The sequence below is a fragment of the Parapusillimonas sp. JC17 genome (assembly GCF_052180245.1).
Taxonomy (GTDB): domain Bacteria; phylum Pseudomonadota; class Gammaproteobacteria; order Burkholderiales; family Burkholderiaceae_B; genus Parapusillimonas.
The window spans coordinates 165,989-191,537 of sequence record NZ_CP197474.1; the positions used below are offsets into that span (position 1 = coordinate 165,989).

At 63.7% G+C, this 25,549-nt stretch carries 23 protein-coding genes; 8 read left to right on the forward strand and 15 right to left on the reverse strand.

Translation table 11 applies throughout. From position 1 onward, the window contains the following. Window positions 1-81: 81 nt before the first annotated feature. On the reverse strand, window positions 82-3,885 hold the full coding sequence (locus tag ACSBPU_RS00750; RefSeq protein ID WP_442594687.1) for a phospholipase effector Tle1 domain-containing protein: 3,804 nt from the start codon (window positions 3,883-3,885) through the stop codon (window positions 82-84). Window positions 3,886-3,957: 72 nt separating this feature from the next. Between ACSBPU_RS00750 and ACSBPU_RS00755 the strand changes: the two genes are divergently transcribed. Then, a complete protein-coding gene (locus ACSBPU_RS00755) occupies window positions 3,958-4,302 on the forward strand; it encodes a DUF1840 family protein (protein WP_180071108.1) in 345 nt (114 codons plus the stop codon). An 11-nt stretch (window positions 4,303-4,313) separates the two neighbouring features. Continuing rightward, window positions 4,314-4,631, forward strand: a complete 318-nt coding sequence (locus tag ACSBPU_RS00760; RefSeq protein ID WP_442594689.1) for a hypothetical protein — start codon at window positions 4,314-4,316, stop codon at window positions 4,629-4,631. 115 nt (window positions 4,632-4,746) lie between these two features. Here ACSBPU_RS00760 and ACSBPU_RS00765 read toward each other — a convergent pair whose 3' ends face one another. The 7 genes from ACSBPU_RS00765 to ACSBPU_RS00795 form a co-directional block, all read right to left on the reverse strand. Next, the gene (locus ACSBPU_RS00765) at window positions 4,747-5,547 is read right to left on the reverse strand and encodes a carbohydrate ABC transporter permease (protein WP_442594691.1); all 801 of its coding nucleotides are present in this window, start codon (window positions 5,545-5,547) and stop codon (window positions 4,747-4,749) included. Beyond that, the gene (locus tag ACSBPU_RS00770; protein WP_442594693.1) at window positions 5,544-6,419 is read right to left on the reverse strand and encodes a carbohydrate ABC transporter permease; all 876 of its coding nucleotides are present in this window, start codon (window positions 6,417-6,419) and stop codon (window positions 5,544-5,546) included. Before ACSBPU_RS00770 ends, ACSBPU_RS00765 begins: the two co-directional genes overlap by 4 nt. A gap of 2 nt (window positions 6,420-6,421) precedes the next feature. Then, window positions 6,422-7,717, reverse strand: a complete 1,296-nt coding sequence (locus tag ACSBPU_RS00775; protein ID WP_442594695.1) for an ABC transporter substrate-binding protein — start codon at window positions 7,715-7,717, stop codon at window positions 6,422-6,424. A gap of 11 nt (window positions 7,718-7,728) precedes the next feature. Further along, window positions 7,729-8,772 (reverse strand): ABC transporter ATP-binding protein, encoded by a 1,044-nt coding sequence (locus ACSBPU_RS00780; protein WP_442594697.1) that lies wholly within the window; start codon window positions 8,770-8,772, stop codon window positions 7,729-7,731. A 6-nt stretch (window positions 8,773-8,778) separates the two neighbouring features. Next, window positions 8,779-9,570, reverse strand: a complete 792-nt coding sequence (locus ACSBPU_RS00785; RefSeq protein WP_442594699.1) for a phosphodiesterase — start codon at window positions 9,568-9,570, stop codon at window positions 8,779-8,781. Between the two features lie 337 nt (window positions 9,571-9,907). Beyond that, window positions 9,908-11,599, reverse strand: a complete 1,692-nt coding sequence (gene leuA, locus ACSBPU_RS00790) for a 2-isopropylmalate synthase (protein ID WP_442594701.1) — start codon at window positions 11,597-11,599, stop codon at window positions 9,908-9,910. A gap of 375 nt (window positions 11,600-11,974) precedes the next feature. After that, window positions 11,975-12,541, reverse strand: a complete 567-nt coding sequence (locus tag ACSBPU_RS00795; RefSeq protein WP_442594703.1) for a hypothetical protein — start codon at window positions 12,539-12,541, stop codon at window positions 11,975-11,977. Between the two features lie 15 nt (window positions 12,542-12,556). Here ACSBPU_RS00795 and rpoN point away from each other — a divergent pair, with 15 nt between their 5' ends. The 3 genes from rpoN to bfr all read left to right on the forward strand — a co-directional run bounded on the left by rpoN (window position 12,557) and on the right by bfr (window position 15,143). Continuing rightward, window positions 12,557-13,975 carry an RNA polymerase factor sigma-54 gene (rpoN, locus tag ACSBPU_RS00800; protein ID WP_442594705.1) on the forward strand — a complete coding sequence of 473 codons (1,419 nt, stop codon included), beginning with the start codon at window positions 12,557-12,559 and terminating at the stop codon, window positions 13,973-13,975. A gap of 105 nt (window positions 13,976-14,080) precedes the next feature. Continuing rightward, window positions 14,081-14,362 (forward strand): (2Fe-2S)-binding protein, encoded by a 282-nt coding sequence (locus ACSBPU_RS00805; RefSeq protein ID WP_442594707.1) that lies wholly within the window; start codon window positions 14,081-14,083, stop codon window positions 14,360-14,362. Window positions 14,363-14,672: 310 nt separating this feature from the next. After that, on the forward strand, window positions 14,673-15,143 hold the full coding sequence (gene bfr, locus ACSBPU_RS00810; RefSeq protein ID WP_180071119.1) for a bacterioferritin: 471 nt from the start codon (window positions 14,673-14,675) through the stop codon (window positions 15,141-15,143). Between the two features lie 50 nt (window positions 15,144-15,193). Here the strand turns inward: bfr and ACSBPU_RS00815 are convergent, their stop codons facing one another. The 4 genes from ACSBPU_RS00815 to ACSBPU_RS00830 all read right to left on the reverse strand — a co-directional run bounded on the left by ACSBPU_RS00815 (window position 15,194) and on the right by ACSBPU_RS00830 (window position 19,740). Then, a complete protein-coding gene (locus tag ACSBPU_RS00815) occupies window positions 15,194-15,853 on the reverse strand; it encodes a hypothetical protein (protein WP_442594710.1) in 660 nt (219 codons plus the stop codon). A 108-nt stretch (window positions 15,854-15,961) separates the two neighbouring features. Continuing rightward, window positions 15,962-17,572: a peptide chain release factor 3 gene (locus ACSBPU_RS00820; protein ID WP_442594712.1), complete on the reverse strand. Its 1,611-nt coding sequence runs from the start codon at window positions 17,570-17,572 to the stop codon at window positions 15,962-15,964. A 59-nt stretch (window positions 17,573-17,631) separates the two neighbouring features. Next, window positions 17,632-18,261: a LysE family transporter gene (locus ACSBPU_RS00825; protein WP_442594714.1), complete on the reverse strand. Its 630-nt coding sequence runs from the start codon at window positions 18,259-18,261 to the stop codon at window positions 17,632-17,634. Window positions 18,262-18,303: 42 nt separating this feature from the next. Beyond that, window positions 18,304-19,740, reverse strand: coding sequence for a DEAD/DEAH box helicase (locus ACSBPU_RS00830; RefSeq protein ID WP_442594716.1), 1,437 nt, complete (start codon window positions 19,738-19,740; stop codon window positions 18,304-18,306). Between the two features lie 233 nt (window positions 19,741-19,973). Here ACSBPU_RS00830 and ACSBPU_RS00835 point away from each other — a divergent pair, with 233 nt between their 5' ends. Genes ACSBPU_RS00835 through ACSBPU_RS00845 form a run of 3 tightly spaced genes read left to right on the forward strand, consistent with a single transcriptional unit; the run spans window position 19,974 to window position 22,070 of the window. Continuing rightward, window positions 19,974-20,588, forward strand: a complete 615-nt coding sequence (locus ACSBPU_RS00835) for a LemA family protein (protein WP_442594718.1) — start codon at window positions 19,974-19,976, stop codon at window positions 20,586-20,588. A gap of 25 nt (window positions 20,589-20,613) precedes the next feature. After that, complete coding sequence (locus ACSBPU_RS00840) at window positions 20,614-21,549, forward strand: TPM domain-containing protein (protein ID WP_442594720.1); 936 nt, start codon at window positions 20,614-20,616, stop codon at window positions 21,547-21,549. Window positions 21,550-21,566: 17 nt separating this feature from the next. Then, window positions 21,567-22,070 (forward strand): TPM domain-containing protein, encoded by a 504-nt coding sequence (locus ACSBPU_RS00845; RefSeq protein WP_442594722.1) that lies wholly within the window; start codon window positions 21,567-21,569, stop codon window positions 22,068-22,070. A 60-nt stretch (window positions 22,071-22,130) separates the two neighbouring features. Here the strand turns inward: ACSBPU_RS00845 and ACSBPU_RS00850 are convergent, their stop codons facing one another. From ACSBPU_RS00850 to ACSBPU_RS00860, 3 genes are read right to left on the reverse strand one after another with little or no spacing between them, the layout of a single operon-like run. Continuing rightward, window positions 22,131-23,537 carry a GTPase/DUF3482 domain-containing protein gene (locus ACSBPU_RS00850; protein WP_442594724.1) on the reverse strand — a complete coding sequence of 469 codons (1,407 nt, stop codon included), beginning with the start codon at window positions 23,535-23,537 and terminating at the stop codon, window positions 22,131-22,133. Further along, entirely contained in the window at window positions 23,524-24,984 is a 1,461-nt protein-coding gene (locus ACSBPU_RS00855) for a DUF2868 domain-containing protein (RefSeq protein WP_442594726.1), read from the reverse strand. The genes ACSBPU_RS00850 and ACSBPU_RS00855 overlap by 14 nt, the downstream gene beginning before the upstream one ends. Continuing rightward, on the reverse strand, window positions 24,977-25,345 hold the full coding sequence (locus ACSBPU_RS00860; protein WP_180071129.1) for a DUF1232 domain-containing protein: 369 nt from the start codon (window positions 25,343-25,345) through the stop codon (window positions 24,977-24,979). Before ACSBPU_RS00860 ends, ACSBPU_RS00855 begins: the two co-directional genes overlap by 8 nt. Window positions 25,346-25,549 lie beyond the last annotated feature (204 nt).

Consider the following 25,549-nt stretch of genomic DNA (forward strand, 5'->3'; position numbering starts at 1 on the left):
GCGCGGCCAAGGCGCCCGGCGCGGGGTGGCCGCGCGGACGTCAGAGGGTTAAATGATAGCGTGATTTTCCCTTTGGAGGGGTCAGGGGTCAGACCCCATGCGGGGTCTGACCCCAGGCTGAGCGCCCCAGCCCAGTTCTTCATGCAGCCACTTGGCATAGCCGTCCAGGTCCACCGTGCCGACTTCGGGGCTTTCGCGGCTGCGCCAATCATCATGCCGGGCGATCAGGGTTTCCGCGCTTGCGCGCAAGCGCCGTCCGAGACGAAAGTGGTCGTCCTGATACTCATGAGTCTTGCTGCCATCGGCGGCGAGTACGCTGCGGTCGCCGTCCTGGACGCTGCGCAGGACGGGGCTGCGTTCGTCATGCAGGATAGGCGAGCTGATTTCCCGGTCGCCTGGATCGGACAGGCGGAAATCGGCTGTTGCCGCACGCGCCTGCCATAGCATCCAGTTCAGGGCGACGTCGGACAGGTCGCCGTGCCGCAAGGGCTGGCCGCCGTCATCGTAAAGCGTGCCGCCGCCGATGTCGGAGTGTGCGCCGATGAAAGGCGCTTCGACCGTGTTGGCGCCGGCGGAGTCCGCCACGCTGCTGACGGGAAAAAGCCAGCGGCGCTCGTTCAGGGCGACCGCGTGGGCCACCCAGTCCCATGCCGAGGCGATGGTCAGGTCGTACTGGCTGTTGTGGCTGCCCGCCAGGCCGAATTGCGCTACCGTGTCGAACAGGCCCATGAACCGCAAATCGACGCAGGTGCGTATGGAGCCGCGTACCGGATCATCGTAGCTGAAAAGCCGGCCGTGCATCCGCTCGGCGATCAGGTTGCCGAAGTGGCGGGCCAGGGCGGCTCCGCGCGAAAAACCGATGATGTCTATAGGTACGTGCTCGCGTCCGCCCGAGGCGCTGCTCAAGCCGTTCAGCAAGGATTGCCACTGGTTCTCGATGATGCGCGACGCCCGCCAGGCGGTGACCGCGTCCCAGTCCAGGTACAGCGAATTTCCGGGCCCGGCGTGATAGTGTGCCGCGCCGTCGCCATAGGCCTGGCTCAGTTTCCAGACATTGCTGTGCGTATCGGCGCTGTTGCGTGTGCCGTCGAAGGCGAAGAGCAACAGGCCCATGGGGTCGGCGTAGCGGCGCGGCTGTTGCCCGGCATAGCCCAGGGCCTGGTGGCCGGGCAGGGGGCCGAGAGGGTCGGGCTCAAGATAATGGCCCAGGCCGGGAAGATAAGTACGCAGGAGATTGTCGTGCCACCCGGTTTCGTCGTCGTGCGCCTGGCCCGGCAACCGCAAGTCCAGCCTCAGGTCGCCGCGGATGTCCTGTGCCTGGCCACCGGGGCCATAGCGCGCGGACCAGCGGATGGCTTGCCGGGCGTCGGTGACGAGCGCCGGCGCACCGGCGGTGTCGGCGTGTACCGCATACAAGGTTGCCGTGCCGTTGCCTGGGCCGGGATAGTCGATGAAGCCGACGGGGACATGATGCGCATACAGATAGCGCCTGCTGACTCGCATCCGCGCCGGCCCGGATACCGGTTGCACCGGGCCGGCGGCGTGCCTTGTTTCCGCGACCAGCCGGTTGTCCAGATAGAAGTAATCGACATTGGCGGCGTCGCTGCGTTTGGCGATCCGGTAGCCGAAGGCATTATGCAGATAGTCGGCGACGGGGCGCCCGTCCAGGCTCACCCGTGCCAGGCGCCGGTTCGCCCCATAGGCCAGTTCGTGCTTGCCCACCGCCTTCGGCAGGCCCGTGGCGTCGCGCCGGATGTCGGGACGCATCGACGCCCGAGCGCTGCGCATGAGCGCCAAAGAACCGTCCCCATTCCAGGCAAACCATGTGGAGTCGCCCGATGCGTCCTGAAACATGGTCAGCCGGTTGTGGGCATCGTAGGCATGATGCTGCGTGAGGGCCGCGGCATGGCCGGGCAGATGATGGGTTTCGCTGCTCAGCAACCCGCGGCCGTCATAAGCCAGGTCGGCCACCCACATCAGGGAGGAGTCGCTGGACAGCACCAACTGCCTGGCCTGCCCATCCCGCCCGGCGGCGACATGCAGATGCAGGCCATTGCCGTAGCGATAGCCCGCCAGCCCCGGCACGCTATCGATGACGGTCTGCGGCCGGCCCGATTCCGGATGCCAGGCGATGGCAAGCAGACGCTTGCCGGCACCCCACCGATAGCGGATGGATCCGCCCTCGGGCAGATGGTGCGCGATCAGACGGTCCTGTTCGTCATAGTCGAAGGACTCATCGTAATTCAGCATGGGGCCCGGCACGGCGGACACCCGTCGCACGGAACGGCGGCGCAGCCGCTTGCGATCGTCGTAGTCGCGCCATTCGGTTTCCTGAGGATGCTGGATGCGTATCGGCACGGTGCCTTTCCAGGCCAGCGTCGTGATATCGCTGAGCATGCCGGAAATGTTGGTGATGCGCACTGGCCGCCCCTGTCGATCATAGTCATAGCTTGTGCTGTCGCCGTTGGCAAAGACGCGACGCTGCGGCAGCCCGCGCGCGGTGTAGAGCAGCGTTTCGTATCCGGTCAGCTCGGACGACCACGCATGCCGCCGTTCGCCGGCATGGTAGTGCAGGGCCAGGCCCGGCCAGCCGGACGCCTGAGGCATGATGCTCTGCAGCCGGCCGTCCGCATGGCGGATCAGCTCGGTCTCGTTGAGCCGCTTCAGGCGGCCATGATCGTCGTATTCGGCGCGCTGGCCCGTTGGCGGACAGCCCGTGCAGCCGGGTCCATCCGACGCCAGCAGCACGTGGCGCCCACCGCGCATTCCGATGCGAAACGACGTGCTTTGCGCAGCATCGCCATGCACCACAGTCAGGCCGTCCGTCGAGGCGGATACGGGTTGCCGGTACTCGATGGTGAGGCGCGAACGGGGGTGGGCGGGGTCGCCGGCGATGGATTGAATCGCGCGGCCCTGGCCATCGTAGGCCCAGGTGTTCACGCGCTCTGCCTGCCCGCCTGTCGCATCGGTGATCTCTATGCCCGTCAACGCGTGGGTGTTTCCGGACTGAAGCGCAGTTTCATACAGATAGCGGCGCTGCATGCCGTCGGGGCGGATGACGGCGGACAGGCGCGGCTCGGCATGGTCGCCGCTTTGCTCATACCGATACTGAAATCGCCCGTGGCGGGTATCGACGTGATCCAGGTACGCGGTACCCGAGTCGACGCGATAGCGGAAGATAAGCGCCGACCCGTCGGATGCGCTGATCCGTTCGATCGTTCCGGCGAGCGGGCCCGCGTCGGCATGACGGTGTATGGTGGTGTGGGGGGCGGGGTCAGACCCCGTACGGGGTCTGACCCCTGGGCGATAGGGTCTGACCCCTCGGGCGGCCCCTCGGATGCGGCTCAGATCCCCCTGCTGATCGAACCACAGCATGCGTCCGTCGGGCCAGCGCCAGACCCAGCCGTCCCGTTCACGCTGGAGCGATCCGTGCGCATTCGCCATCGGCATTCCTGCAATGCCTTGGAACTCGATATGGCTGCCATCGGCCTGAACGATGCGCCAGTTCGGGCCGGCGCGGCGCAGGCGGGTGTCGTAGGACAGCGTCCAGCCGCGCCCGAGGATGCCGCGTTGCGGCGCCATCGCGTTGTAGTGGCGGCTGAGTTCGAGGTCCGGGGCCGGCGGGGCTGCGGGAAGGTCGATTTCATGCTGGTATTTGTTGCCCGTGCCAAGATGTATGGGATTGCCGGCGCCCAGCCCGAGAGCGGGTTCGGTTGCGCCCGCCGTCGCGATGCCGCCCAGCACGCATGGGTCGCCCAGTGCAGGAGGACTGCAGACGCCCTGGCCATGCGCAGCCGCGCACAGCATGCTTAGCGATAACAGGATGATGCGGAACAGTCTGGCGGTGAACGGCGATTGCGGCATGGCGGCTCCGGATGAAGGCACGCCATATCTTCCCGCTTGGCAGGCTTTTGAAGATAGAGTAGTGTATGGTTGTGTCTATTGAGGGAAACCGAAATGCTAGTCGTCTTTCACTCTAAAGCAGCTGCCGAAGTGCTCATGTTTTCAAAGCACGCCTTGCCCATCCTCAAGGCAGCGGGCAAGCCTTATACCGATACCTTGCCCGAGCGCGGCGTCATTACGCGCGACCAGCTGGACGATGCCATCAAGGGCATCGAACATGCCATGGCGCTCGATACCGAAACCGAATACACCGACAACGACGACGATAACGATTCCAGGACCCACCCCATTTCGCAGTCGGTCAGCTTCCGCCGCCGCGCCTTCCCCCTGTTGGCCATGCTGCGCCTGTCGCGCGACCACGATGCCGACGTCATCTGGGAACCGGCGCCCAAATGGTAACGGGGGCATCCATGCGCGGCACGGTAAGAATCGTTTTCAGCCCTCGTCAGGAAATCGAGCTGGACGTCGACGTCCAGCCGGCCCCTGAATCAATCCGGGCGGCGCGCGATTGGTTCGATCAGGAATGGGAGCGCCTGGGATGCGAGCCATTGCGGCCCAGCGGCAAGGTATTGCTGCTGGACAAGATCCTGGGGGTGGCCGATGCCCAGGGCTATTCCGGATTCACCCAAGACCAGCAAGCCGTGGACGCCTTCGCGCGGCAGGCCGTGCTGGCGCTGGAACGCCCGCGCATCACGGTTGATGTGCCGGGCCTGGTGGTGGGCTATTAGTCGCTGGAGTCAGTCGCCGCTGGGGTCAGACCCCGTACGGGGTCTGACCCCTTCTATTGCGGCGGGCTATTAGTGTGCGGGGGTCAGGCCCCATACGGGGTCTGACCCTTCAACCCTAGCGGATCCCCGCCCGCATGAACGACTGCACGAACTGTCGCTGGAACAGCAAAAAACCGACCAGCAGCGGCGCGGCGCTCAGCAGCGTGGCGGCGGTGATGATCGACCAGTCTATGCCCTGGTCCGTCGACGCGAACACCTGCAGGCCCACCGTCAGCGGGCGCGTCTCGACCGAGTTCGTGATGATCAACGGCCACAGGAAGTTGTTCCAGTGGTGGCTGACCGAAACCAGCCCGTAGGCGACATAAACCGGCTTGGCCAGCGGCACGTAGATTTTCAGCAGGATCTGCCAGCGGTTGGCGCCTTCCACCCGCGCCGCTTCTTCCAGTTCGCGCGGCACGGTCTTGAACGTCTGCCGCAGCAGGAAGATACCGAAAGCCGATGCGAAATACGGCAGCCCTACCGCGAAGATGGTGTCGCGCACCCCCAGCCAGGACATCAGCCGGTAGTTCTCGACGATCAGCACGTCGGGCATGATCATCAGTTGCAGCAGCACCAGCATGAACATGAAGTCGCGGCCTGGGAACTCGAAGCGGGCGAAGGCATAGGCCGCCAGCGTCGACAGTACCAGCTGGGCGGCCAGAACCATGGTGACCAGGATGAACGTGTTCAAAAAATACCGCGCAAACGGAGCAGCGTTCCAAGCCGCCTTGAAATTGCCCAGCGTCAGCGGCGCGGTCAGATCGAATTGCGTGGCATAGGCCGAAGGGTGGAAGGCCGCCCACACGGTGTATGCCAGCGGCAGGAACCATAGCAGGCCCAGCAGCCACGCACCCAGGGTATCGAGTTTATGGGTCATTGGTAGTGCGTCCGCCGGTCCAGCCAGCGGAACTTGATCAGGGCGGTGAGCGACAGGATCAGCAGCAGCACCACCGATAGCGTGGCGGCATAGGCTGTATCCCAATAACTGAATCCCACTTCATAGATATAGAACAGCAGCAGGGTGCTGGCATTGTCCGGCCCGCCTTTGGTCATGACCAGGACGTGGTCCACCAGCCGGAAGGCGTTGATCAGCGCGTTGATGAGCACGAACAGCGTCGTGGGCATCAACAGGGGCAGGAGCACCCGCCAGAAGTACTGCCAGCGCGAGGCGCCCTCCAGCAGGGCCGCTTCGCGCAGGGAAGGCGAAATCTGCTGCAGCGCGGCCAGGTAGAAAATCATGAAGAAACCGGATTCCTTCCAGATGGTCACGATCATCAGCGCCGGCAGGGCCGTCGACCGATTGCCCAGCCAATTCATGCCCGGCAGGTTGAACACGCCGGCGATCTGGTCCACCAGGCCGTATTGCGGGGTGTAGAAGAACAGCCAGATGTTCGCCACGGCGACCATGGGCAGGACCGTGGGCGTGAAATACGCCAGCCGCAGGAAACCGCGGCCGGCGATTTGCCGGTTCACCCACAGCGCCATGACCAGCGCGATCGCCACCGACACGGGAATGGTGATCAGGGCGTAGGCCAGGTTGTTCCAGAGCGCCTGCCAGAACACCGGGTCGTCGGCCATGGCGGCGTAGTTGTCCACGCCGACGAACACGGCGGGCCGGTTGGCCTTGGGCGTGGACTGGAAGCTGTTCCATAAAGTGGCCAGCGCCGGATAGTGGGTGAAGGCGGCGAGCAGGACTATGGCCGGCAGCAGAAGCAGCCAGCCATAGACTGCGTTGAGCGAAGACCTCATGCTTACTTGTAAGGCCTGAGGATGCGGTCCGCGTCGCGTTGGGCGTCCTTCATGGCCTGCTCGGGCGTCTTGGCATTGGTCAGCACCGCTTGCAGGTTGTCGTTCAGGAGCTTGGTGACGCGCTGGTTGTCATGGGTGGAAAATTCGGCCACGCTGACTTCCAGCTGATCGCGGGCGACCAGAGCCTGGGGGACTTCCTTCACATAGCTTTTCATGGCTTCGGTTTCCCAGGCGGCGGGGCTGACGGCCACATAGCCTGTGGCGATGCTCCATGCGGCGGCATTCTCGGGGCTGGTCATCCACTTGACGAACTTCAGCGCGGCTTTCTGCTGCTCGGGCGTCGCCGATTTGAACAGGTAGAAGTTGCCGCCGCCGGTGGGGCTGCCGCCCTGCTTGGCCTTGGGCATGGGTGCCACGCCGAACTCGAAGTTGGCGTTCTTGCGGACGTTGGTCAGGTTGCCGGTGGTCGTCCACATCATGGCGGTCTTGCCGACCAGGAAATCCTTGGGTGTGGTGCCCCAGTCTATGGTGCCTGTCGGCATGATCTTGTGCTTGTAGGCCAGGTCGTGCCAGAACTGCACCGCTTCGATGACGGCCGGCTTGTCCAGGTAGACTTCATTGCCCGCTTCGTTCATGAGCAGGGCGTCGTTCGGCGTGGTGAGGGCCTGGAAGAGCCAGTAGGCGAAGGCGCCGCCCGAGGGGATTTCGAGGCCCCACTGGCTGACCTGGCCGGAGGCGTCGGTCTTGGTCAGCTTCTTGCCGTATTCCACGAGCTGGTCCCAAGTGCCGGGAGGCGTATTCGGATCGAGCCCGGCCTGCTTGAACAAATCCTTGTTGTAGTACATGACGATGGTCGAGCGCTGGAAGGGAATCCCCCAGGTCTTGCCGCCGGTCTGGCTGTTCGCCATGAAGCCTTTGTAGAAGCCCGTTGCCCATTTCTTGTCTTCGTCCGAGGTGATCAGCGAGTCGAAAGGCACGATGGCGCCCTCGTCGATCAGCGTGAACATGTCGGTGGAAAGCAGGACCGCGAGTTGCGGCGCATTGCCGCCTTTGTGGGCGGTCAGTGCCTTGGCGACCGAATCCTGATAGGAGCCGGCATAGATCGACTTGATCTTGATGTCTGGATTGTTTTTTTCGAAGTCGCTGACCATGCCGTCGACGATCTTGGTGATCGGCCCGCCCACTGCCACGGGGTAGTAGAACTCGAGCTCCACCTGCTGAGCCTGCGTCCAAGCGGGCGCGGCGCAGAAGGCGCCGGCAAGAGTGAATGCCAGGGTTTTCAGAAAATTTCGTCGCATGATGGTTCCTGTCAAGTAAGGGCGTTGCCCGTTGCGTCAAAGAAATGTTGCCGGTCGGCGCTCCATTGGAGCTGCACGGTTGCGCCGGTGGCGGCATGCATGTGCCCGGCCTCGCGCACCGCAATGCCTGTGTTGCCGCCCAGCGCGCAGACCACGATCGAGTCGGCGCCGAAGTACTCGACGCTTTCCACCGTGGCGGGCAGGCCGTGTTCGCTGGTCAGGCTCAAATGCTCGGGCCTTATGCCCAGGGTCTGGGCGTCGGCGTGTTCCGCGGCGTCGGGATAGCCGTGCCGGGCAAGCAATTGGCGGGTCTGTGGATTCAACTTGATGAGGTTCATGGGCGGCGTGCCGATGAAGCGCGCCGAGAACTCGGAACTGGGCCGACCATACAGCCGGTCGGGCGTGTCGTTCTGGACGACGTTGCCGCCGCTCAACAACACGACGCGATCCGCCATGCTCATGGCCTCGGTCTGGTCGTGGGTCACGTACACCATGGTGATGCCCAGCTTCTGCTGCAGGGCGCGGATCTCGCGCCGCATTTCATGCCGCAGTTGCGCATCCAGGTTCGACAGGGGTTCGTCCATCAGGCAGATGGGGGCTTCGGAGATCACCGCCCTGCCCAGCGCGACGCGTTGCTGCTGGCCGCCGGAAAGCTGCGAGGGCTTGCGGTCCAGCAGATGCTCGAGCCCGAGCAGGCCGGCGACCTTCGCCAGGCGTGGCTCGAACTGGGCTTTGGGTTCCTTGCGGACCCTCAGGCCGAAGAGGATGTTTTCCCGGACCGACAAATGCGGAAACAGCGCATAGGACTGGAACACCATGGAGATCTGCCGCTGCGAGGGAGGCAGGTTGGTGACGTCGCGGTCGCCGATGCGTATGCGGCCCGAACTGGGCGTATCCAGGCCGGCGATCATCCGGAGCGTGGTCGATTTCCCGCAGCCCGACGGACCCAGGAGCACCGTCAGCGTGCCCGCTTCGATCCGCAGGTTGATGTCGTTCACGGCCGGGGGCGCGCTTCCGTACTGTTTGGTGATGTTGTCCAGGATGATGGTGGTCATGGCGTTCTAGAACACATGTGGGCCGGGAAAGTCGCCAATGACGGCATGGTGGCTGACCAGTCCTTGCGGGCTCAGCCAGTGCAATTGATAGCCGGGCGGCTCGAAATTGAATGACAGCTCTGCTTCGTCGCGCAGATCGAGTCCGATCTGGTGCGCGGTGCCTGGGCAGGTGGACGCCACGGTGCCGCCGACGCGGCAGACGATGCTGCGGTGCAAATGCCCGCAAAGTATGCGCTCGATGTTCCGGTAAGGCTCGATCACCTTCGCGAAGGCCTCGCGTCCCTTCAGAAGCCCCAGTTCGTCCATTCTTTTGATACCGGTTTCAAACGGGGGATGATGCATGAGGATGAGCGTGGGACGCCCAGGCTGCTCGGCCAGGGTCTGCGCCAGCCATTCCAGGCGGGCTGCGCAGAGCTCGCCTTCGCTGCGCCGGGGCAGCGTTGTGTCCAGCGCCACGATGCGCAGGGGCCAGGTCTCGATGGTGTATTGCAGGAAGGGCGCTGCATCCCGCATCCAGACGTGTTCGGGGAAATTGGCGCGCAGGTTCGCGGGGTCGTCGTGATTGCCGGCGATCAGCAGAAAGGGAGTCTTCAGGCGGGCGAGTTCCTGTTTCAGGACCCGGTATTCGTCATGCGAGCCATGCTCGGTCAGATCGCCGGTGGCGACGATCAGGTCGGGTCGCGGAAGCAGGGCGTTCAGCGCGTCGACGCAAGCGGCAAGGTGCTGGCGGGCGGAAATAAGGTGCTCGTATTTGCCGCCCAGTTGGATGTGCAGGTCCGATATTTGCGCGATCAGCAAAGCGTTGTTCCGAACAGGATTGGTGGAAAACGCTACATATTAGACATGAAGTATTTCCTGGACATGACAGAGATAACCCTTAGCTGCGCTGCGCAAATATGGCGGGGTCAGACCCGAAGGGATCTGACCCCACAGCGGAAAAGAGGTGGCAGGGAAGGCTGGGGTCAGACCCCGTACGGGGTCTGACCCCCAACGAAAAAGAGGCGACAGGATAGGCGGGGTCAGACCCCCTTCGGGGTCTGACCCCTGACAAAAAAGGGGACAGACCCTGTTCAGGATCTGTCCCCAGTGCGCGGTTGAAGGGTCGGACCCCGGATGGGGTCCGACCCTGTTGCATCTAAGCGGCCAGCGCTTCAGTTTGTTGCGTTGCCGCATGCCGGTTCACGGCGCTCAGGATGGCCAGGAAGGAGGCGGTAACGATGTCGCCATGGATGCCGACGCCGAAGCCGGTGGGCGAATCGCCCACGCGCAATTCGACATAGCAGGCGGCGCGTGTGTCGGTGCCCGTGCCGATGGCGTGTTCATGGTAGTCCATGATCTTCACCTTGTCGTCCACGGCGTCGACGAATGCGGAGATGGCGCCGTCGCCGCGTCCCACCAGGTTGTGGACTTCGCCGTCTTTTTCGAGTTCGACTTCAATCTCGAATTGCTGGCCGGCCTGGGCCTTGGGATCGCCGGTGATGCGGTGGCGCACCAGCTTCCAGGGACTTTCCTGCTTCAGGTATTCGTCCGAGAAAATGTCGTAGACCTGGGATGCCGTTACCTCGGCGCCCGTTTCGTCGGTGACGCGCTGGATGGCACGGCTGAATTCGATCTGCAGGCGGCGCGGCAAGGCCAGGCCGTGTTCCTGTTCGAGCAGGTATGAGACCCCGCCCTTGCCGGATTGGCTGTTGACGCGGATGACGGCGTCGTAGCTGCGGCCCAGGTCGGCCGGGTCGATGGGAAGGTAAGGCACTTCCCACGGTGCGTCGGCTTCCTGGCAGGCGAAACCCTTTTTGATCGCGTCCTGGTGCGATCCCGAAAATGCCGTGAAGACCAGGTCGCCGGCGTAGGGATGGCGTGGATGCACGGGAAGCTGATTGCAGTATTCCACGCAACGGCGCACTTCGTCGATGTCGGAGAAATCCAGGCCCGGATGGACGCCTTGCGTATACAGATTGAGCGCCAGGGTGACCAGGTCGACGTTGCCCGTGCGCTCGCCGTTGCCGAACAGGCAGCCTTCGATGCGGTCGGCGCCGGCCATGACGGCCAGTTCGGCGGCGGCGACGGCCGTGCCGCGGTCATTGTGCGGATGCACGCTGAGCACGATGCAATCGCGCTGATCCAGGTTGTTGTGCATCCATTCGATCTGGTCGGCGTACATATTGGGCGTGGTGGCTTCAATCGTGGCCGGCAGGTTGTAGATGATCTTGGATTCCGGCGTGGGCTGCCAAACCTGGGTGACGGCGTTGCAGACTTCCAGGGCGAACTCGGGCTCCGTCGTGCTGAAGACTTCGGGCGAATACTCGTAGCGCCAGGTGGTTTCCGGATGCTGGGAGGTCAGTTCCTTGATCAGGCGGGTGCCCGACAGCGCGATGGCCTTGACTTCGTCTTTGCTCATGCCGAACACGATCTTGCGGAATGCGGGAGCGCAGGCGTTGTACAAGTGGACGATGGCGTTCTTTGCGCCCGCGGCGGACTCCACCGTGCGGCGGATAAGGTCTTCACGCGATTGAGTCAGCACGATGATGGTGACGTCGTCGGGGATGCGGTTTTCGTCGACCAGCTTGCGTACGAAATCGAAGTCGGTTTGCGATGCGGACGGAAAACCGACTTCGATTTCCTTGAAGCCGATTTTTACCAGCTGTTCGAAAAAGCGCAGCTTGCGTTCCACGCTCATGGGTTCGATCAGCGACTGGTTGCCGTCGCGCAGATCGGTGCTCATCCAGATGGGAGGATGGGTAATGCGCTTGCTGGGCCAGGTACGCTCGGAAAAATCGCGCGTGAACGGAACGAAAGGACGGTATTTGTCGGAAGGATGGTCAATCATGGTGACACCTATGGGTATGGCTGGGATTGTTTGACTTTACGGCCACCGGAGCCTCAATGACGGGCTCTTGCAAACTATGACGGTGACGAAAACGGGGGATGTGGCGGATTGCGGCTGCCGAACTGCCACGGACGCTAGGCCCGGCAACCGATCGGTAGTAGTAGCGACAGCGAGGAAGGAAGCGAAAGGTGCGCGACGGCGCGGTGAACACGCAACGCGGGCGACGCAGAGTGGCTGCGTGCTGGAGCGTTGTAGGGGAGGACGTGTTCGGGCTTCATAGTGCGTAGTCAAACATATTTTTTCGGCCAATGCAAGCGCAGCGGCTGCCGGGTACCGGCATCTTTTCGTGGCACGGCCATGGGTTGGACGAGAGGACTACGGCGTGCCGGCGCGCACGGCTATGGGTTCTGAAGCAGAGGACAGCAGCGCTTGGTGCCGGCGCGCCAGGGTGATGCGATCGTAGCGGCCGTGGCGCAATTCGTTGTAGGCGCGTTGCAAATCGCCCACACTGACCGGCTCGCGGTGATCGTTCCAGGCCCAGCGCAAGACTTCGCGCGCGGGTTCCGACAAGCGGCCGGCCAGCAGCGCGATGGTTTCTTCGCTGACCACTCGTGCGCGGCTGCGGCGCTGCATGGCCTGGACGAAGCCATACAGAAAATAGGCAATAATAAGCGTGCACAAGGCAACCACCGCCCACCAGAAGAAGGGGTTGTACTGTTTCAGCAGGGCGATGGCCTGGCCGCCCAGCGCGTGCAGGCCGCCGTAGTCGATGCCGCGGCCGAACGCCACCAGCCGCTTGAGCAAGTCATACCAGATCAGGGCCGTAATGATGATGACCGCGGCGCAAATGATTTTTTGGACGGCGGTAAGCTTCAGCAAGGCGTTGCGCATCAGTGCGCGATCCTGGCCGGTGGGTTGGTGTACTTGGGAGTCTGGTTTCATACAACTATTTTAACTATGCATTCGCGTCAATCTTTAGAGCTACGGCAGCATCAGCAACTGGCGCTGACCCCGCAATTGCAGCAATCCATAAAGTTCCTGCAGCTGTCCGCCCATGAACTTGAGCTGGAGGTGGCCCAGGCGTTGCTGGACAATCCGATGCTCGAACGTGAGGAAGAGTATGACATTGTTGGGCCGGATGCGGTAGCGGACGAAGCGCAATCCCTGGACGAGCAATGGATGTCCGTGGAGGGCGGGTCGCGGACATCCGGCAATCAGGCCGATGACGAGCCCATGCGGCCCGAGGCGGCCCTGGAAGAAACCCTGCAAGAGCATTTGCAGCAGCAGCTGCGTGTGACGCGCGCCAGCCCGCGCGATATGGCGCTGGTCTCGATACTGATAGAAGAACTGGACGACAAGGGCTATTTGCCGACATCGCTCGATGACATGCTCGCCTGCCTGCCGCCCGAGCTCGAGGTCGACCTCGATGAGCTTCACGCCGCGCTGGCACTGCTGCAGTCGTTCGATCCGGCCGGTGTCGGGGCCCGGACGCTGGATGAGTGCCTGTGCCTGCAGCTGGCGCAGCTGGCACGAAGCCCCGACCATGCCCTGCCCGACGAAGTCTTCCAGCTCGCCCGTGAGATCGCCAAGGCGCATCTGCCGCTGCTGGCGTCGGGTAACTTAGCCCGGCTCCGGGCCGCGCTGGGCTGCGAACAGGAAATCCTGAAGGCGGCGCACGGCCTGCTCCTGCAGCTGGAGCCCCGGCCCGGCAGGCATTGGGCCACCAAGCTTGCCGATTACATTACTCCCGATGTGTTGATCAGGAAGGTGCGCAATCGCTGGGTGGCCAGCGTGAATCCCGTCATCATGCCCAAGCTCAGGGTCAACTCGGTATACCAGGAGATGCTGGACGAGGCGCCGCCGGCGCCGGCCATGCACTCGCAGTTGCAGCAGGCCCAAGGCCTGATCAAGAGCGTAAACCAGCGCTTCGTCACCATCCTGCGCGTCGCCCAGGCCGTCGTCGACAAGCAGCAGGACTATTTCGAGCGAGGCGTCGGCGCCATGCGGCCGCTATTGCTGCGCGACATTGCCCAGGAACTCGATCTGCATGAGTCCACCATCTCCCGGGCGACGAAGCATAAATATGCCCAGACCCCTTGGGGAGTGATCGAACTCAGGCGTTTCTTCGGCGCTGCGCTGCAGACCGAAGACGGCGCATCGACTTCCGCGACGGCCGTGCGTTCATTGATCGTGAAGCTGGTCAGCCAGGAGTCCGGCAAGAAGCCATTGTCGGACAATCAACTGGCGGCGAAACTGGCGGAGCACGGCATTGTCATTGCCCGCCGCACCGTGGCCAAGTACCGCGAAGCCGCCGGCATAGAGCCGGCCATCCTGCGCAAGGCCAGGGCTGCGCTGGGGGCGCCGCCTGCCGTCTAGGGCTTACCGTGGGGTCAGACCCCGTACGGGGTCTGACCCCTGAGTTTCTGACCCCTGGTTCTCATGGGCTTGATTTCCATCGAAAATTGGATGATAATTGTTCTCATGTTTATTTGTGTCTGTAATGCTATCACCGAGCGTCAAGTCCAGGCGGCAGTCGCCGGCGGCGCCTCTTCCATGGCAGACCTTCAAGGTCAGCTGGGGGTGGCTGCGTGTTGCGGTTGCTGCGCTGAAACGGCCGCCGAATACCTTCCTGGCGGGCGCTATGCCGGCCAAGTTACGGTGCACCATAGCGTTGGCGCGGCGTCCGGCGCGGCTGCCAACGATCCGGTCGCCGTGGAAGTCCGGTTCACGGAAATTGCCTACCGGCGTGCCTGCACGGCCTGAGCCATCATCTTGTAACGCATCGTAGCAATTTTATTGATATGGCTTCCTTGGCGCAATCGCTTGGAAACCATGTGCCTTTTATCCCGGCTTTTCAGCTACTTATTTCCGTGCGCAACCTGACGACCCGCTAATTTGCAGGACTTGGGTTCATGGCCGACGTAAGCGCAGTCATAAGGCTAGTCATTCCCATTATCAATAAATCGCCGCAACGCCAGTATTGGCGCGCCTTTTCGTGTTTTCCGAAGCTGTATTTGCCCTGTGCTCGTGGTAGCCTAGTAAATTGATTTATCTTAGCTTCAGGAGTACAGCCATGAAAGGCGACCCTATCGTCATTCAGCATCTGAATGCGCAACTCAAAAACGAATTGACTGCAATCAACCAGTATTTCTTGCACGCTCGCATGTTGAACCATTGGGGCTTCACCAAGCTGGGCAAGCACGAATACGACGAGTCCATCGGCGAAATGAAACACGCCGATCGCCTGATCGAACGCATCTTCATGCTCGACGGCCTGCCCAATCTGCAGGACTTGCACAAGCTGCTGATCGGCGAAGACGTCCCCGAGGTCCTGTCCTGTGACCACCGGCTGGAAGTCGCCGCGCAGGCCACGGTCAAGGAAGCCATGGCGTATTGCGAATCCGTGCGCGACTATGTGTCGCGTGATCTGTTCCAGGACATCTTGAACGACACCGAAGAGCACATCGACTGGCTGGAAACGCAGATGGAGCTCGTGCAGCGGGTCGGGCTGCAGAATTATCTGCAGTCGCAAATGGAAGAATAAGTCCCGGGGTCAGACCTCGCACGGGGTCTGACCCAGTCGGGCAAACAGCGCTAGAACGACTTGGCTGGGCAGTCGCGTACGCGACCCCAGCCATTATTGGGTTCGCAATATTTGTTGCGCGCGGCCCATGCGCAGCTGGGCCGGTCGAAGAAGCCCAGCGCGCTGCAGGCCTGCAGCTCCTGGCGCAGGCTGGCCTGCCACTGATTGCCATTCGACCCTTGCGGCGTGACCACGGCCGGTGGCGGCGGAGGGGGCGGCGCGACTTCTATGGGCTGCAACGGCATGTTCTGCCCGGCTGGCTGCCCCGCGCCCAGGCCCAGATTGCCTACGTCGGCAATGCCTTGCAGGCCTTGTGCCCCACCCATGAATTCCGCAATCTGGCGCGCCTCGTCCATGGTGATCGTGGTGGTGGCGATAGCGATGGATGGATTCGACTTGATTTCTTCGATCGACGCCTCGGAAACTTCCCAGGAAAAGTGATCGGGCAGCTCGGGCACGCCAAGCTGCCCATTGACCAGCGGCTGCGGCGGCTGGGCCACGTAGGGCAGGCCGTTGGCGTCGAGCACGGGTACCGAGGAAAGTTCCGGGTGCTCTTCGATGACGGGCGCGGCCGGGCCATGCGCGACCAGCCAGTTACCCAGCTGCAGGCCGCCCCAGGCCGAGGCGCCCGCCACCAACAATAAAGCCACCAAGATTAAACGCCACGACATGCTAGTCCTCTGTCTGGAAACCGATGCCCAGTATAGTACGCCGGACATTTCCTTCTGCATTGCCGCCGAATGTCCGGCTCGCGCCGACACCGCCGGAGCCGGCACGACTTATGCCGACTGCGCGAACACTTTTCCGCCGTGTTCCCGCATCGCATGGAATTCGATTCCGGGATAGAGTTCTTGAGCGACCCGCAACTGAGCGGGCGAAGACGCCAGGAAGGCCGGCGCATCGACGACATCATAGGCGATGTTGGCAGCGTTGGAATTCATGAATTTTTGCAGAATCTTGGGGTCGTCCGCTGTAAACCAACGTGCCATGTTGTAACGCGAAGGCATGAGCCGCGCTTCGACCCCGTACTCGGTCTTCAGGCGGTGCGCCACCACTTCGAACTGAAGCTGGCCCACCGCGCCCAGAAGCAGTGCGCCGCCGCCGACCTCGGGCCGGAAGACCTGGATGGCGCCTTCTTCCCCGAGCTGGGTCAGGCCGATGCGCAGTTGTTTGGTGCGCAGCGGATCCTTGACTTCGACAGCCTGGAACAATTCCGGCGCAAAGAAGGGCAGGCCGGTGAACTGCAGGCTCTCGCCTTCGGTGAGTACGTCGCCCAGTTGGAGAACGCCATGGTTGGGGATGCCGATGATGTCGCCGGCATAGGCTTCGTCAAGCAATTCGCGCCGCTGCGACAGAAAGGACACCACGTTATTGGGCCGCATCTCCTTGCCGTTGCGGGCGATCTTCAGCTTCATGCCGCGTTCGAAGCGGCCCGAGCTCACCCGCACGAAGGCGACGCGGTCGCGGTGGGCGGGATCCATGTTCGCTTGAACCTTGAACACCACGCCGCTGAACTTGGGCTCGTCGGGCTGCACTTCGCGCTGCATGGCATGGCGTGGCCCGGGATGCGGAGCCAGCTCCACCAAGGCGTCCAGAATCTCCTGCACGCCGAAGTTGTTGATGGCGGAACCAAAGAAGACCGGTGTCTGCTTGCCGCTCAGGAAAGCCTGGTGGTCGAACTCGGGCGATGCGGCCTGGATCAGTTCGATTTCCTCGCCGGCCTTGGCGAAGGCGTCGCCGAAGCGGCGGGTGATCTCCGGGTTCGCCAGCCCCTGGATGAATTCGTCTTCATCGTCGTGGCGGCGTTCCTGCCCGGCGCGAAATACCCGCATGCGGTCCTGCCGGATGTCGAACACGCCGCCAAACGAGCGGCCCATGCCCACCGGCCAGGAAAACGGCACGGTATCCATGCCGAGGTGCGATTCGATTTCGGACAGCAGATCCAGGGGCTCCTGTACTTCGCGGTCGAGCTTGTTGATGAAGGTCAGGATGGGTGTGTTGCGGGCCCGACAGACCTGCAGCAGGCGCTTGGTCTGCGGCTCGACACCGTTGGCGGCATCGATCACCATGAGCGCGGCGTCCACCGCCGTCAGCACGCGATAGGTATCTTCCGAGAAGTCCTGGTGTCCCGGGGTGTCCAGCAGGTTGATCACGCAGTCGCGATATTCCATCTGCATGACCGAGGATGCGACGGAAATGCCGCGCTGCTTTTCGATTTCCATCCAGTCGGACGAGGCGTGGCGGCTGGCTTTGCGCGCCTTGACGCTCCCGGCGATCTGGATGGCGCCCGCGAACAGCAACAGCTTTTCGGTCAGCGTGGTCTTGCCCGCGTCGGGGTGGGAAATGATCGCAAAGGTGCGCCGGCGGGCGACTTCTCGAGTGAGGCTCATGGCAGGATTTTAGCGTGCATGGCCGTCCGGGCGCTCAGGGGCGACCGGACGGGGATCGGCTATTTGTTGTGGCTGAAAGAGGCCAGTACGGTGCCGGCCAGGATGAACATGGCGCCAAAGCCGCGGTTCAGCCACCGGATATGCCGGGGGCTGCGCAGCAGGCGCAGGATGCGGGCGGCCAGCGTGGTGTAGCAGCCCATGGCGACGAGGTCGGTGAAGCAGAGTGTGGCGGCGATGGTGACGTACTGCATGGTCAGCGGCTGCGACAGATTGAGAAACTGCGGCACCACCGCCATCAGGAATACCGTGCCCTTCGGATTGGTGATGTTGATCAGGCAGCCGCGCAGGATCAATTCGTGGACCCGGAAGGGCGCGGGATCGTTCGCCTCCACCGCGACGGGCGCAGCGTCGGTGCGAAACTGCTTCCAGCCCAGATAGATCAGGTAGGCCACGCCCAGCCACTTGATGATGCCGAAAGCCACTTCCGAAGCGGCCAGCACGGCGCCCAGCCCGACCGCCACGATCATGAACTGGATGAGTATGCCCAGGATCAGGCCGATGGTGGTCCAGTAGCCGCGCCTGAATCCATACTTCAGGCCGGAAGCCATCGCCGAGATGGCGCCCGGGCCGGGTGAAAATGAAATCGCCCAGGAAGCGGCGAAGAAGGCCAGCCAAGTGGAAAATGACATGATCGGTCAACGAGGAAGGGTGCGTGCCGGAATGATACGCCTTTATTTGCTCAACAAGGCGGCGCGTCCGGTATGGGCTCCGCCGGGAGAACGCGGGCGGGCGGGCGTCGAAGCGCGCTCATTGCCTGTGCTCCGGCTGGTGCTTGCGTTGCGCGCCGCATTGCCGGAACGGCTGCGCGGCTGATCTCCGCGAGGGCGGCCGCTTTCCGGGCCCCGGGCCGCGGGTCTGGCACCGTTGCGGGCCTGACCCGACGGGCGGCGCGACTGTCCGGAGCGTGGCGGCCGGTCGTCATCGCGGTCGCGCGGGTGGCTGGGCTCGGCCTTCACCATGTCGGCGGACCAGCCCTCGACGGCCTTGCGCTCGATGGACCGCTTGATCAGCTTCTCGATCGCGGTCAGCAGCTTGATTTCGGATGCGTCGACCAGCGAGATGGCGGCGCCGGGACTGCCCGCGCGGCCCGTGCGGCCGATGCGGTGCACGTAGTCTTCCGGCACGTTCGGCAGCTCGAAGTTCACGACTTGCGGCAACTGGTCGATGTCGATGCCGCGCGCAGCGATGTCGGTCGCCACCAGGACGGCAACCTGGCCGTCCTTGAAGCCAGCCAGCGCCCGCGTACGCGCGGACTGGCTCTTGTTGCCGTGGATCGCCGCCGCCGACAGGCCGTCTTTCACGAGCTTTTCGGCGAGCCGGTTGGCGCCGTGCTTGGTGCGCGTGAACACCAGGACTTGATGCCAGCCGCTTTCACGGATGATGTGGCTGAGCAGGTCGCGTTTGTGCGATTGCTCGGTGAGCACGACGCTTTGCGCCACGAGTTCCGAAGCGGTGTTGCGGCGCGCGACCGAGATTTCGATGGGATCGTTCAGCACGCCCTTGGACAGCGCGCGGATCTCGTCCGAGAAGGTGGCCGAAAACAGCAGATTCTGGCGCTGCTTGGGCAGCAAGGCGAGAATGCGGCGGATATCGCGGATGAAGCCCATGTCGAGCATGCGGTCGGCTTCGTCCAGCACGAGGATCTCGACACCCGACAGGTCCACGGTTTTTTGCTGTGCGTGATCAAGCAGGCGACCGGGCGTCGCAACCAGAATGTCCAGCGGCTTGCGCAGCGAGGAAATCTGCGGATTGATGTTGACGCCGCCGAACATCACCATCGACCGTATCGACGTATGCTTGCCGTAGGTGCGCACCGATTCTTCCACTTGGGCGGTCAGCTCGCGGGTGGGCGTCAGGATCAGGACGCGGGGTTGGCCCGGCTTGCGGGTGGTAGCGGGGTTGGTCAGCAGGCGATGCAGGATGGGCAGGGTGAAGCCCGCCGTCTTGCCGGTGCCGGTCTGGGCCGCGGCAAGCAGGTCGCCTCCCTGGATGACCTGGGGGATGGCCTGCGCCTGGATCGGGGTGGGGTGTTCATAGCCTGTGTCGGCAACGGCGCGCAACAGGGGTTCCGCCAGCCCGAGGGCGGCAAAGGGTGTTTGGGTAGTCAAGAATTTACTCCAGCGACAGCCTATCGCTCGAGTTGAGAGACACCAATCTAGGCAGACGAAAAAAGGTTGTATGTGGCTAGAAATGCCCCCGCCGACTGGCAGGCGGGTAATTCGCTATTGTACCGTAGTTACCCTGATGCATGCGACCCATTTGTCAAGATATGCAAGATGTATTGGCAAGCACCGCGCAAACTGTTGTAATTCGCCTGACTTCCGTTTCCAGGTTTGCCACGATGCTCAAACGCGCTTTGCTGATCCTAGTCCTGCCCCTTGTTTCCATCTTCCTGACAGGCTGCGGCTACAACGAAATCCAGCGCCTGGACGAGCAAGTGAAGACCACATGGTCGCAGACGCTGAACCAGTACGAGCGGCGGGCTGAACTGATTCCGCAGCTGGTGAATTCAGTCAATGCCTACATGGTCAATGAACGCGCCATCCTGACGCAGGTCGCCGAGGCGAGGTCGAAAGTGGGCACCATACAGGTGACGGCCAACGATCTGGACAATCCGGAACTCATGGAGCGGTTCACCGCGGCGCAAAGCCAATTGTCTTCGGCCTTGTCGCGCTTGATCGCGGTTTCCGAGAACTACCCGCAACTCAAGAGCGATGGCCTGTTCCGCGACCTGATGACCCAGCTCGAAGGCACCGAGAATCGCATCGCCACCGAGCGCGGGCGGTATGTGCAGGCGGTGCAGGAATACAATCTCATCGTGCGCCAGTTCCCGACGCTGATCACCGCCAAGATCTTCGGCTACCGCACCATGGAAAACTACGGCGTGTCCAAGCAGGACGAAATCACCAAGCGGCCCGAGGTCAATTTCACCTTGCCCGAGCCGGCCAAGCCCTGAAGCCGCTACGCCGTACGGAGGCCGAATGAAAGGCATCACCCATTTCGTCGCGTTTGCCCGCTGGCGGCACAGTCTTCTGCTTTGGCTGGCAGGCGTCTTTTTCCTGCTTTGCTCGCCTCTCCACGCGGCGCCGGTCGCCGTGCCCGAGCTCAAGAGCTGGGTCACCGATCAGACCGGCACGCTGGATTCCAACACGCGTTCGCACCTGGAGCAGGCGCTGTCCGACCTGGAAAAGCGCAAGGGCGCCCAGGTGGCGGTGCTGGTGGTGGGCACCACCGGCGAGGACACGGTGGAAAGCTACGCCAGGCGCGTGTTCGATCAATGGCGCATCGGTCGCGCCAAGGTCGACGACGGCATCCTCTTCCTGGTGGCTAAGGATGATCGGCGCCTGCGCATCGAGGTGGGATACGGGCTGGAAGGCGCCGTGCCCGACTTGCTTGCGGGACGCATCATTCGCGAACAGGTGACGCCGCATTTTCGCAAGGGCGACTATGCGGGCGGCATCGTGGCGGGCGTGGACAGCTTGATCGCCCTGGTCGATGGCGAAGCGCTGCCGCCGCCTGCCGCCCCGGCCCAGTCCGGCGGCGCAGAAGGCGATGAGGAAGACGCCATGGTCATGCTGCTGCCTCTCGCCATCATGAGCTTCTTCATGCCCCCCGGATTTGCGGCGCTGGCCGTCGGCTTTTTCGTGGGCCTGATCTTCGGCAGCGTGCCCATCGGCATCGCAGGCGGAATCCTCGCGTTTTTCCTGAGCCGTATCGGACGCAAGTTCGGTGCGGGCGGGAAGGGCAGCCTGGGTCGCGCATCCCGTCGCGGCGGCGCCTTGGGCGGCGGGCTGGGTGGTGGCTTCGGGGGCGGTTTTGGCGGTGGCGGATTCGGCGGCGGAGGAGGCTTCGGCGGCGGATTCGGTGGTGGCGGCGGAGGCGGCAGCGGTGGCGGCGGCGCCTCGGGCAGCTGGTAGGCGGACGGAGGACGGCAGTGCGGCGCAAAGGCATCTGGAAAGAATTCACCGGCTGGGCCGGCCTGGAAGGGCAATGGCTGCGGCGCAAGCATTTCAGCCGCGAGACGCTTGCGCGCATCGCCGAGCGTATCCGTCAAAGCGAGCAAGACCACACGGGCGAACTCGTCGTGGCGGTCGAGGCGGTGACGCCCGCCCATGTTTCCAATTCAGAACAGCGTGCGCTGGAGGTCTTCGGACGGCTGCGCGTCTGGGACACGCCCTTGAACTCGGGCGTGCTGCTGTATCTTGCGCTCGACCGGCACCATATACAGATCATCGCCGACCGCGGCATCGCGGCGCCGGATGACTTGTGGGCCCAGGTATGCGAGCGCCTGCAGGCGTCCCTGCGCGAAAACCAATACGCCGCGGGCATCCTGGCGGCGGTGGACGACATAGAGGCCATCCTGAAATCCCGGTCGCCGGCGCTGCCCAGCGGCGCAAACCATGTCAACGACCTGCCGGATGAGCTGGTGCTGTTGTAGGTTTGGCAGATTTGGGGCCAGACCCCGTACGGGGTCTGACCCCCCTCCACAGATGAACGATTATGGGGTCGGACCCCGTACGGGGTCCGACCCCTCCAGATGTTCCGCCAAGGCCCGCAGGACTTCGTGCCGCCTGCCGTTGGCCTGGTAATCATCCGCCAGCGTCGACCACTGCGGCTGGCTGCGTGCTTCCTTGAGCGCATCGGGCAGCGAGCCTTCCCGCCAGGTGTCCAGTGCCGGCGTGTCCTTCAGCTCGATGGGCGCCTGGGCGGCATGCCCGCGGCGTTCCAGCGACTGTACCAGGCCGAGCTGCCGCATGGCCAGCAGGCGCAGGACCGCGTCGTCCACGCTGATTTCCTGGAAGCCCTTCAGCCGCCCCAGCAGCCGTTTCCCGAACTTGTCCACGCCTTGCCACAACCCTCCCGCGGCGGCGCCGATGACGGTGGCGGCGCCCAGGCTGATCCCCGCCATGAACACGTCCAGCGTGGCGCCCGCCATTGCGCCCGCCGCCATCCCTTTGCCGACGTGAATCCCCATATCCTTCAAGGCCTGGGGGTGGAACAGGTCCATGCCCCATCTTTCGCCCTGCAGGGGCAGGGTATGGGCGGGAAAGTCCCGGCTGCTGAAGTTGTAGCGTTTCAGCAGCGCCTGCACGCAGTCGTTCTCGCGGTCTCGGATGCGCCGCCGCAGCGACTCGGTTGCCTTCTTGAGCGACGCCTCGTCGGGCTCAGCGCTGATCCGCAAGGATGCCGCGTCGATCAGCAATTCCGCGATCATGCGCAAGGCATCCGAATGACGGATCCCGCGCTGTGTGACGACGTCGGACCTGAGCGTATGCAAGCGTCCGGCATGCTGATCCATCAGCAGCGCGAGCTTGTCGTAAAGCTGTGTCTCCCCATCCAGCGCGGGCGCGATCGTGTCGAATTCCACGATGGCGTGCAGCCCCAGGCGGGACAGCGCCTCCCGCCAGGCTCCGAGGCGCTGGTCGGGGCTGTGCGTGAAGTTCAGCACCGGCAGCAGAGGATGCCCGCAGCTGGCAAGCAGGGCGAGTTCATCCTTGTGCTTGCCCAGTACGGGGTCGCGGACGTCGACTACATACAGGCCCGCGTCGCATTCCAGCAGCTTGCGCAAAACGCGCGCCTCCTGTTCGAAGCGCCGTTTGCTTTCCGGGCTTTGCAGAAAGCGCCGGATGCGCTCCGGGCCGTCGAGGCGCTGGCTGGGCGGTGCGAGCTGGTCGATGTAGTCGAGCAGGGCCATGCCGTCTTCCAGGCCGGGGGTGTCGAAGAGCTCGACCGCCACGACGCCGTCGACGAGCAGGCGGGCGCCTTCGACATGGCGTGTGGTCCCCGGACTGTCTTCGACATGCCCGAACCCCGGATTGCGCGTCAAGGTGCGCAGCAGCGAGGTTTTGCCGGTATTGGTATGGCCGACCACGGCCAGGCGCAAAGGGGTCTCAGGGCTGGACATGGGTGTGATCCGCGGAAACGTCGTGGTTCTCGGGCGACGCGAGCCAGATCAGGCCGCTGGAGAGATCGTCGTGCACGGCCTCCGCGGCGAAACCCGCCAGACTCAGCTTCTCGTGCCAGGCCGCGGCCCGCGCATGGGAGCGCTCGCCGGCCTGCCCGGGACTGATCAGCGCGACATGCGCATGGCGGGCCAGGCTGCCTAGCTCCGAAAGCAATGCGATCGTACCCCGGTCGGGCGTCTGGCTGGCATCGCAAGCCAGCAGCAGGCGCCTTGCGGTATGGCGCTGCAGGCGTTCAAGGATTTGATGCCGTTGCGACCGGCTGTCGATGACGCCCAGGTCGCTGATGCCGTCCGGCAAGGCGGCGGGCGGCCAAGGGATGTCGGTGGGAAGCTCGATGCCCAGGACGGCGTATTGAATGGCCGGGGTTGCAGCGGTATCGAGGGGTTGGACGCTGGCCTGGTAGCCGTCCGTGGCGGCGCTGTCTATTCCCGTCGTCTCGCTGGAAGGGTCCAGGCGGTCACGTAATTCGGCATAGCCCGGCAGCGTGGTGTCGACGGCCAGGCCGCGCAGCCGCCGGCGCGTCATGTAAAGGCTGAGACCCAGTCCGGCCAGGCGCGGCAGCAGGCCATAGACCACTACGCAGCCGATCAGCCATCCCGACCACAGCGTCATGGCGCTTTCGGGCAAGGTCTGCAGGCCGTCGCTGGCCCTGATGATCTCTGGGGACGGCATGGAGAATCCCAGGAGCGAGGGCAGCCATCCCAGCGCCGATGTGAGCCCGACGAAGGTGTCTGGCGACAGCAGGGTGGTTTCCCAGTTGAAGCCGTAGCGGCGTGCGGACAGAATCGCCAGCATGCAGGCCAGCGCCCCCATGAACGCCAGGACCCAGACCGCGTGGCTGACGGCGCCCAACAGCCAGCGCAGGGCATGTTGCCGGCTGAGCAGCTCTGCCAGCGCGCGGGGCGCGAGAGCCGCATCCGGCCCCCGCGCCAGCTTGCGCGTCAGCCATAGCCAGGACTCGCCCAGCCAGGAACCGGCATGATCGGAGCGGATCAGGAAGCTGCTCAGCCAGAACAGGTAGGCCAGCGTGTTGACACCCAGCAAGGCAACCAGGGCGAGCAGGATATTGACCGAGCGGCTGCCATCGCCCAGCGCGCCCAGCGCCGCGCCTATGCCCGCCAGCAGGCCGGCGATGAGCAGGCCGAGCAAAGCCGCGCGCGACGCGCTGGTCCACTTGCCTAGGACCTGGTCGAGCTTCTCGCGTTCGGCCAGGTAGCGCGCCCGCAAGAGCAAGCGGGGAGCGAAGCCACGGCGTTCGGCGCGAGCCTTCCGATTTTCCCGGGCGTCTTCCAAAGGGCCCCACAGGGCTTCGCGCAGGCGCAGGGTTTCTGCCAGCCAATGCGCCTTGAATCCGTCATTAACGGCCGTGCTGTGCGGGTCAGGCATCCGTATAGGCGGGGCGGTCAGGTGCTTTGAACCATTGGTCGAGCTTTTGCTGTGCCTGGGCCTTCACGTCGGGCGTGATATAGAAGGCGACGGTGGCCAGGGCGGCCGCCATGACGCTGAGGTCGTCGGTGTAGCCCAGCACGGGCGCCAGATCGGGGATGGCGTCCAGGGGAAGGATGAAGTAGCCCAGCGCACCGTAAATGACGCGCTTGGCCCATTTGGGCGTAAGAGGGCTTTGGACGGCGTAATACAGGTACAACGCCTTTTCGAGCGTCTCGCGGCCGATGGAGCGCGCGCGCGGACCGAGTTTCTGCCAAAAACCCTTTTTCGTGAATAGCGACTGGTAGCGGGTTGTGTCCATATGCTTGAGATTCGGCGTTTGATCCGGGGAGGGCGGGGTCGGACCCCGTACGGGGTCCGACCCCCATAACTGGGATCATGGGGTCGAATTCCCCAAAATCAAGGGGTCAGACCCCGCATGGGGTCTGACCCCAGCCGCAGATTTTTGACCCCGACTGGAGTCTGACCCCAAGCCGCGGATTTTTCAGGGGACAGACCCGTTACG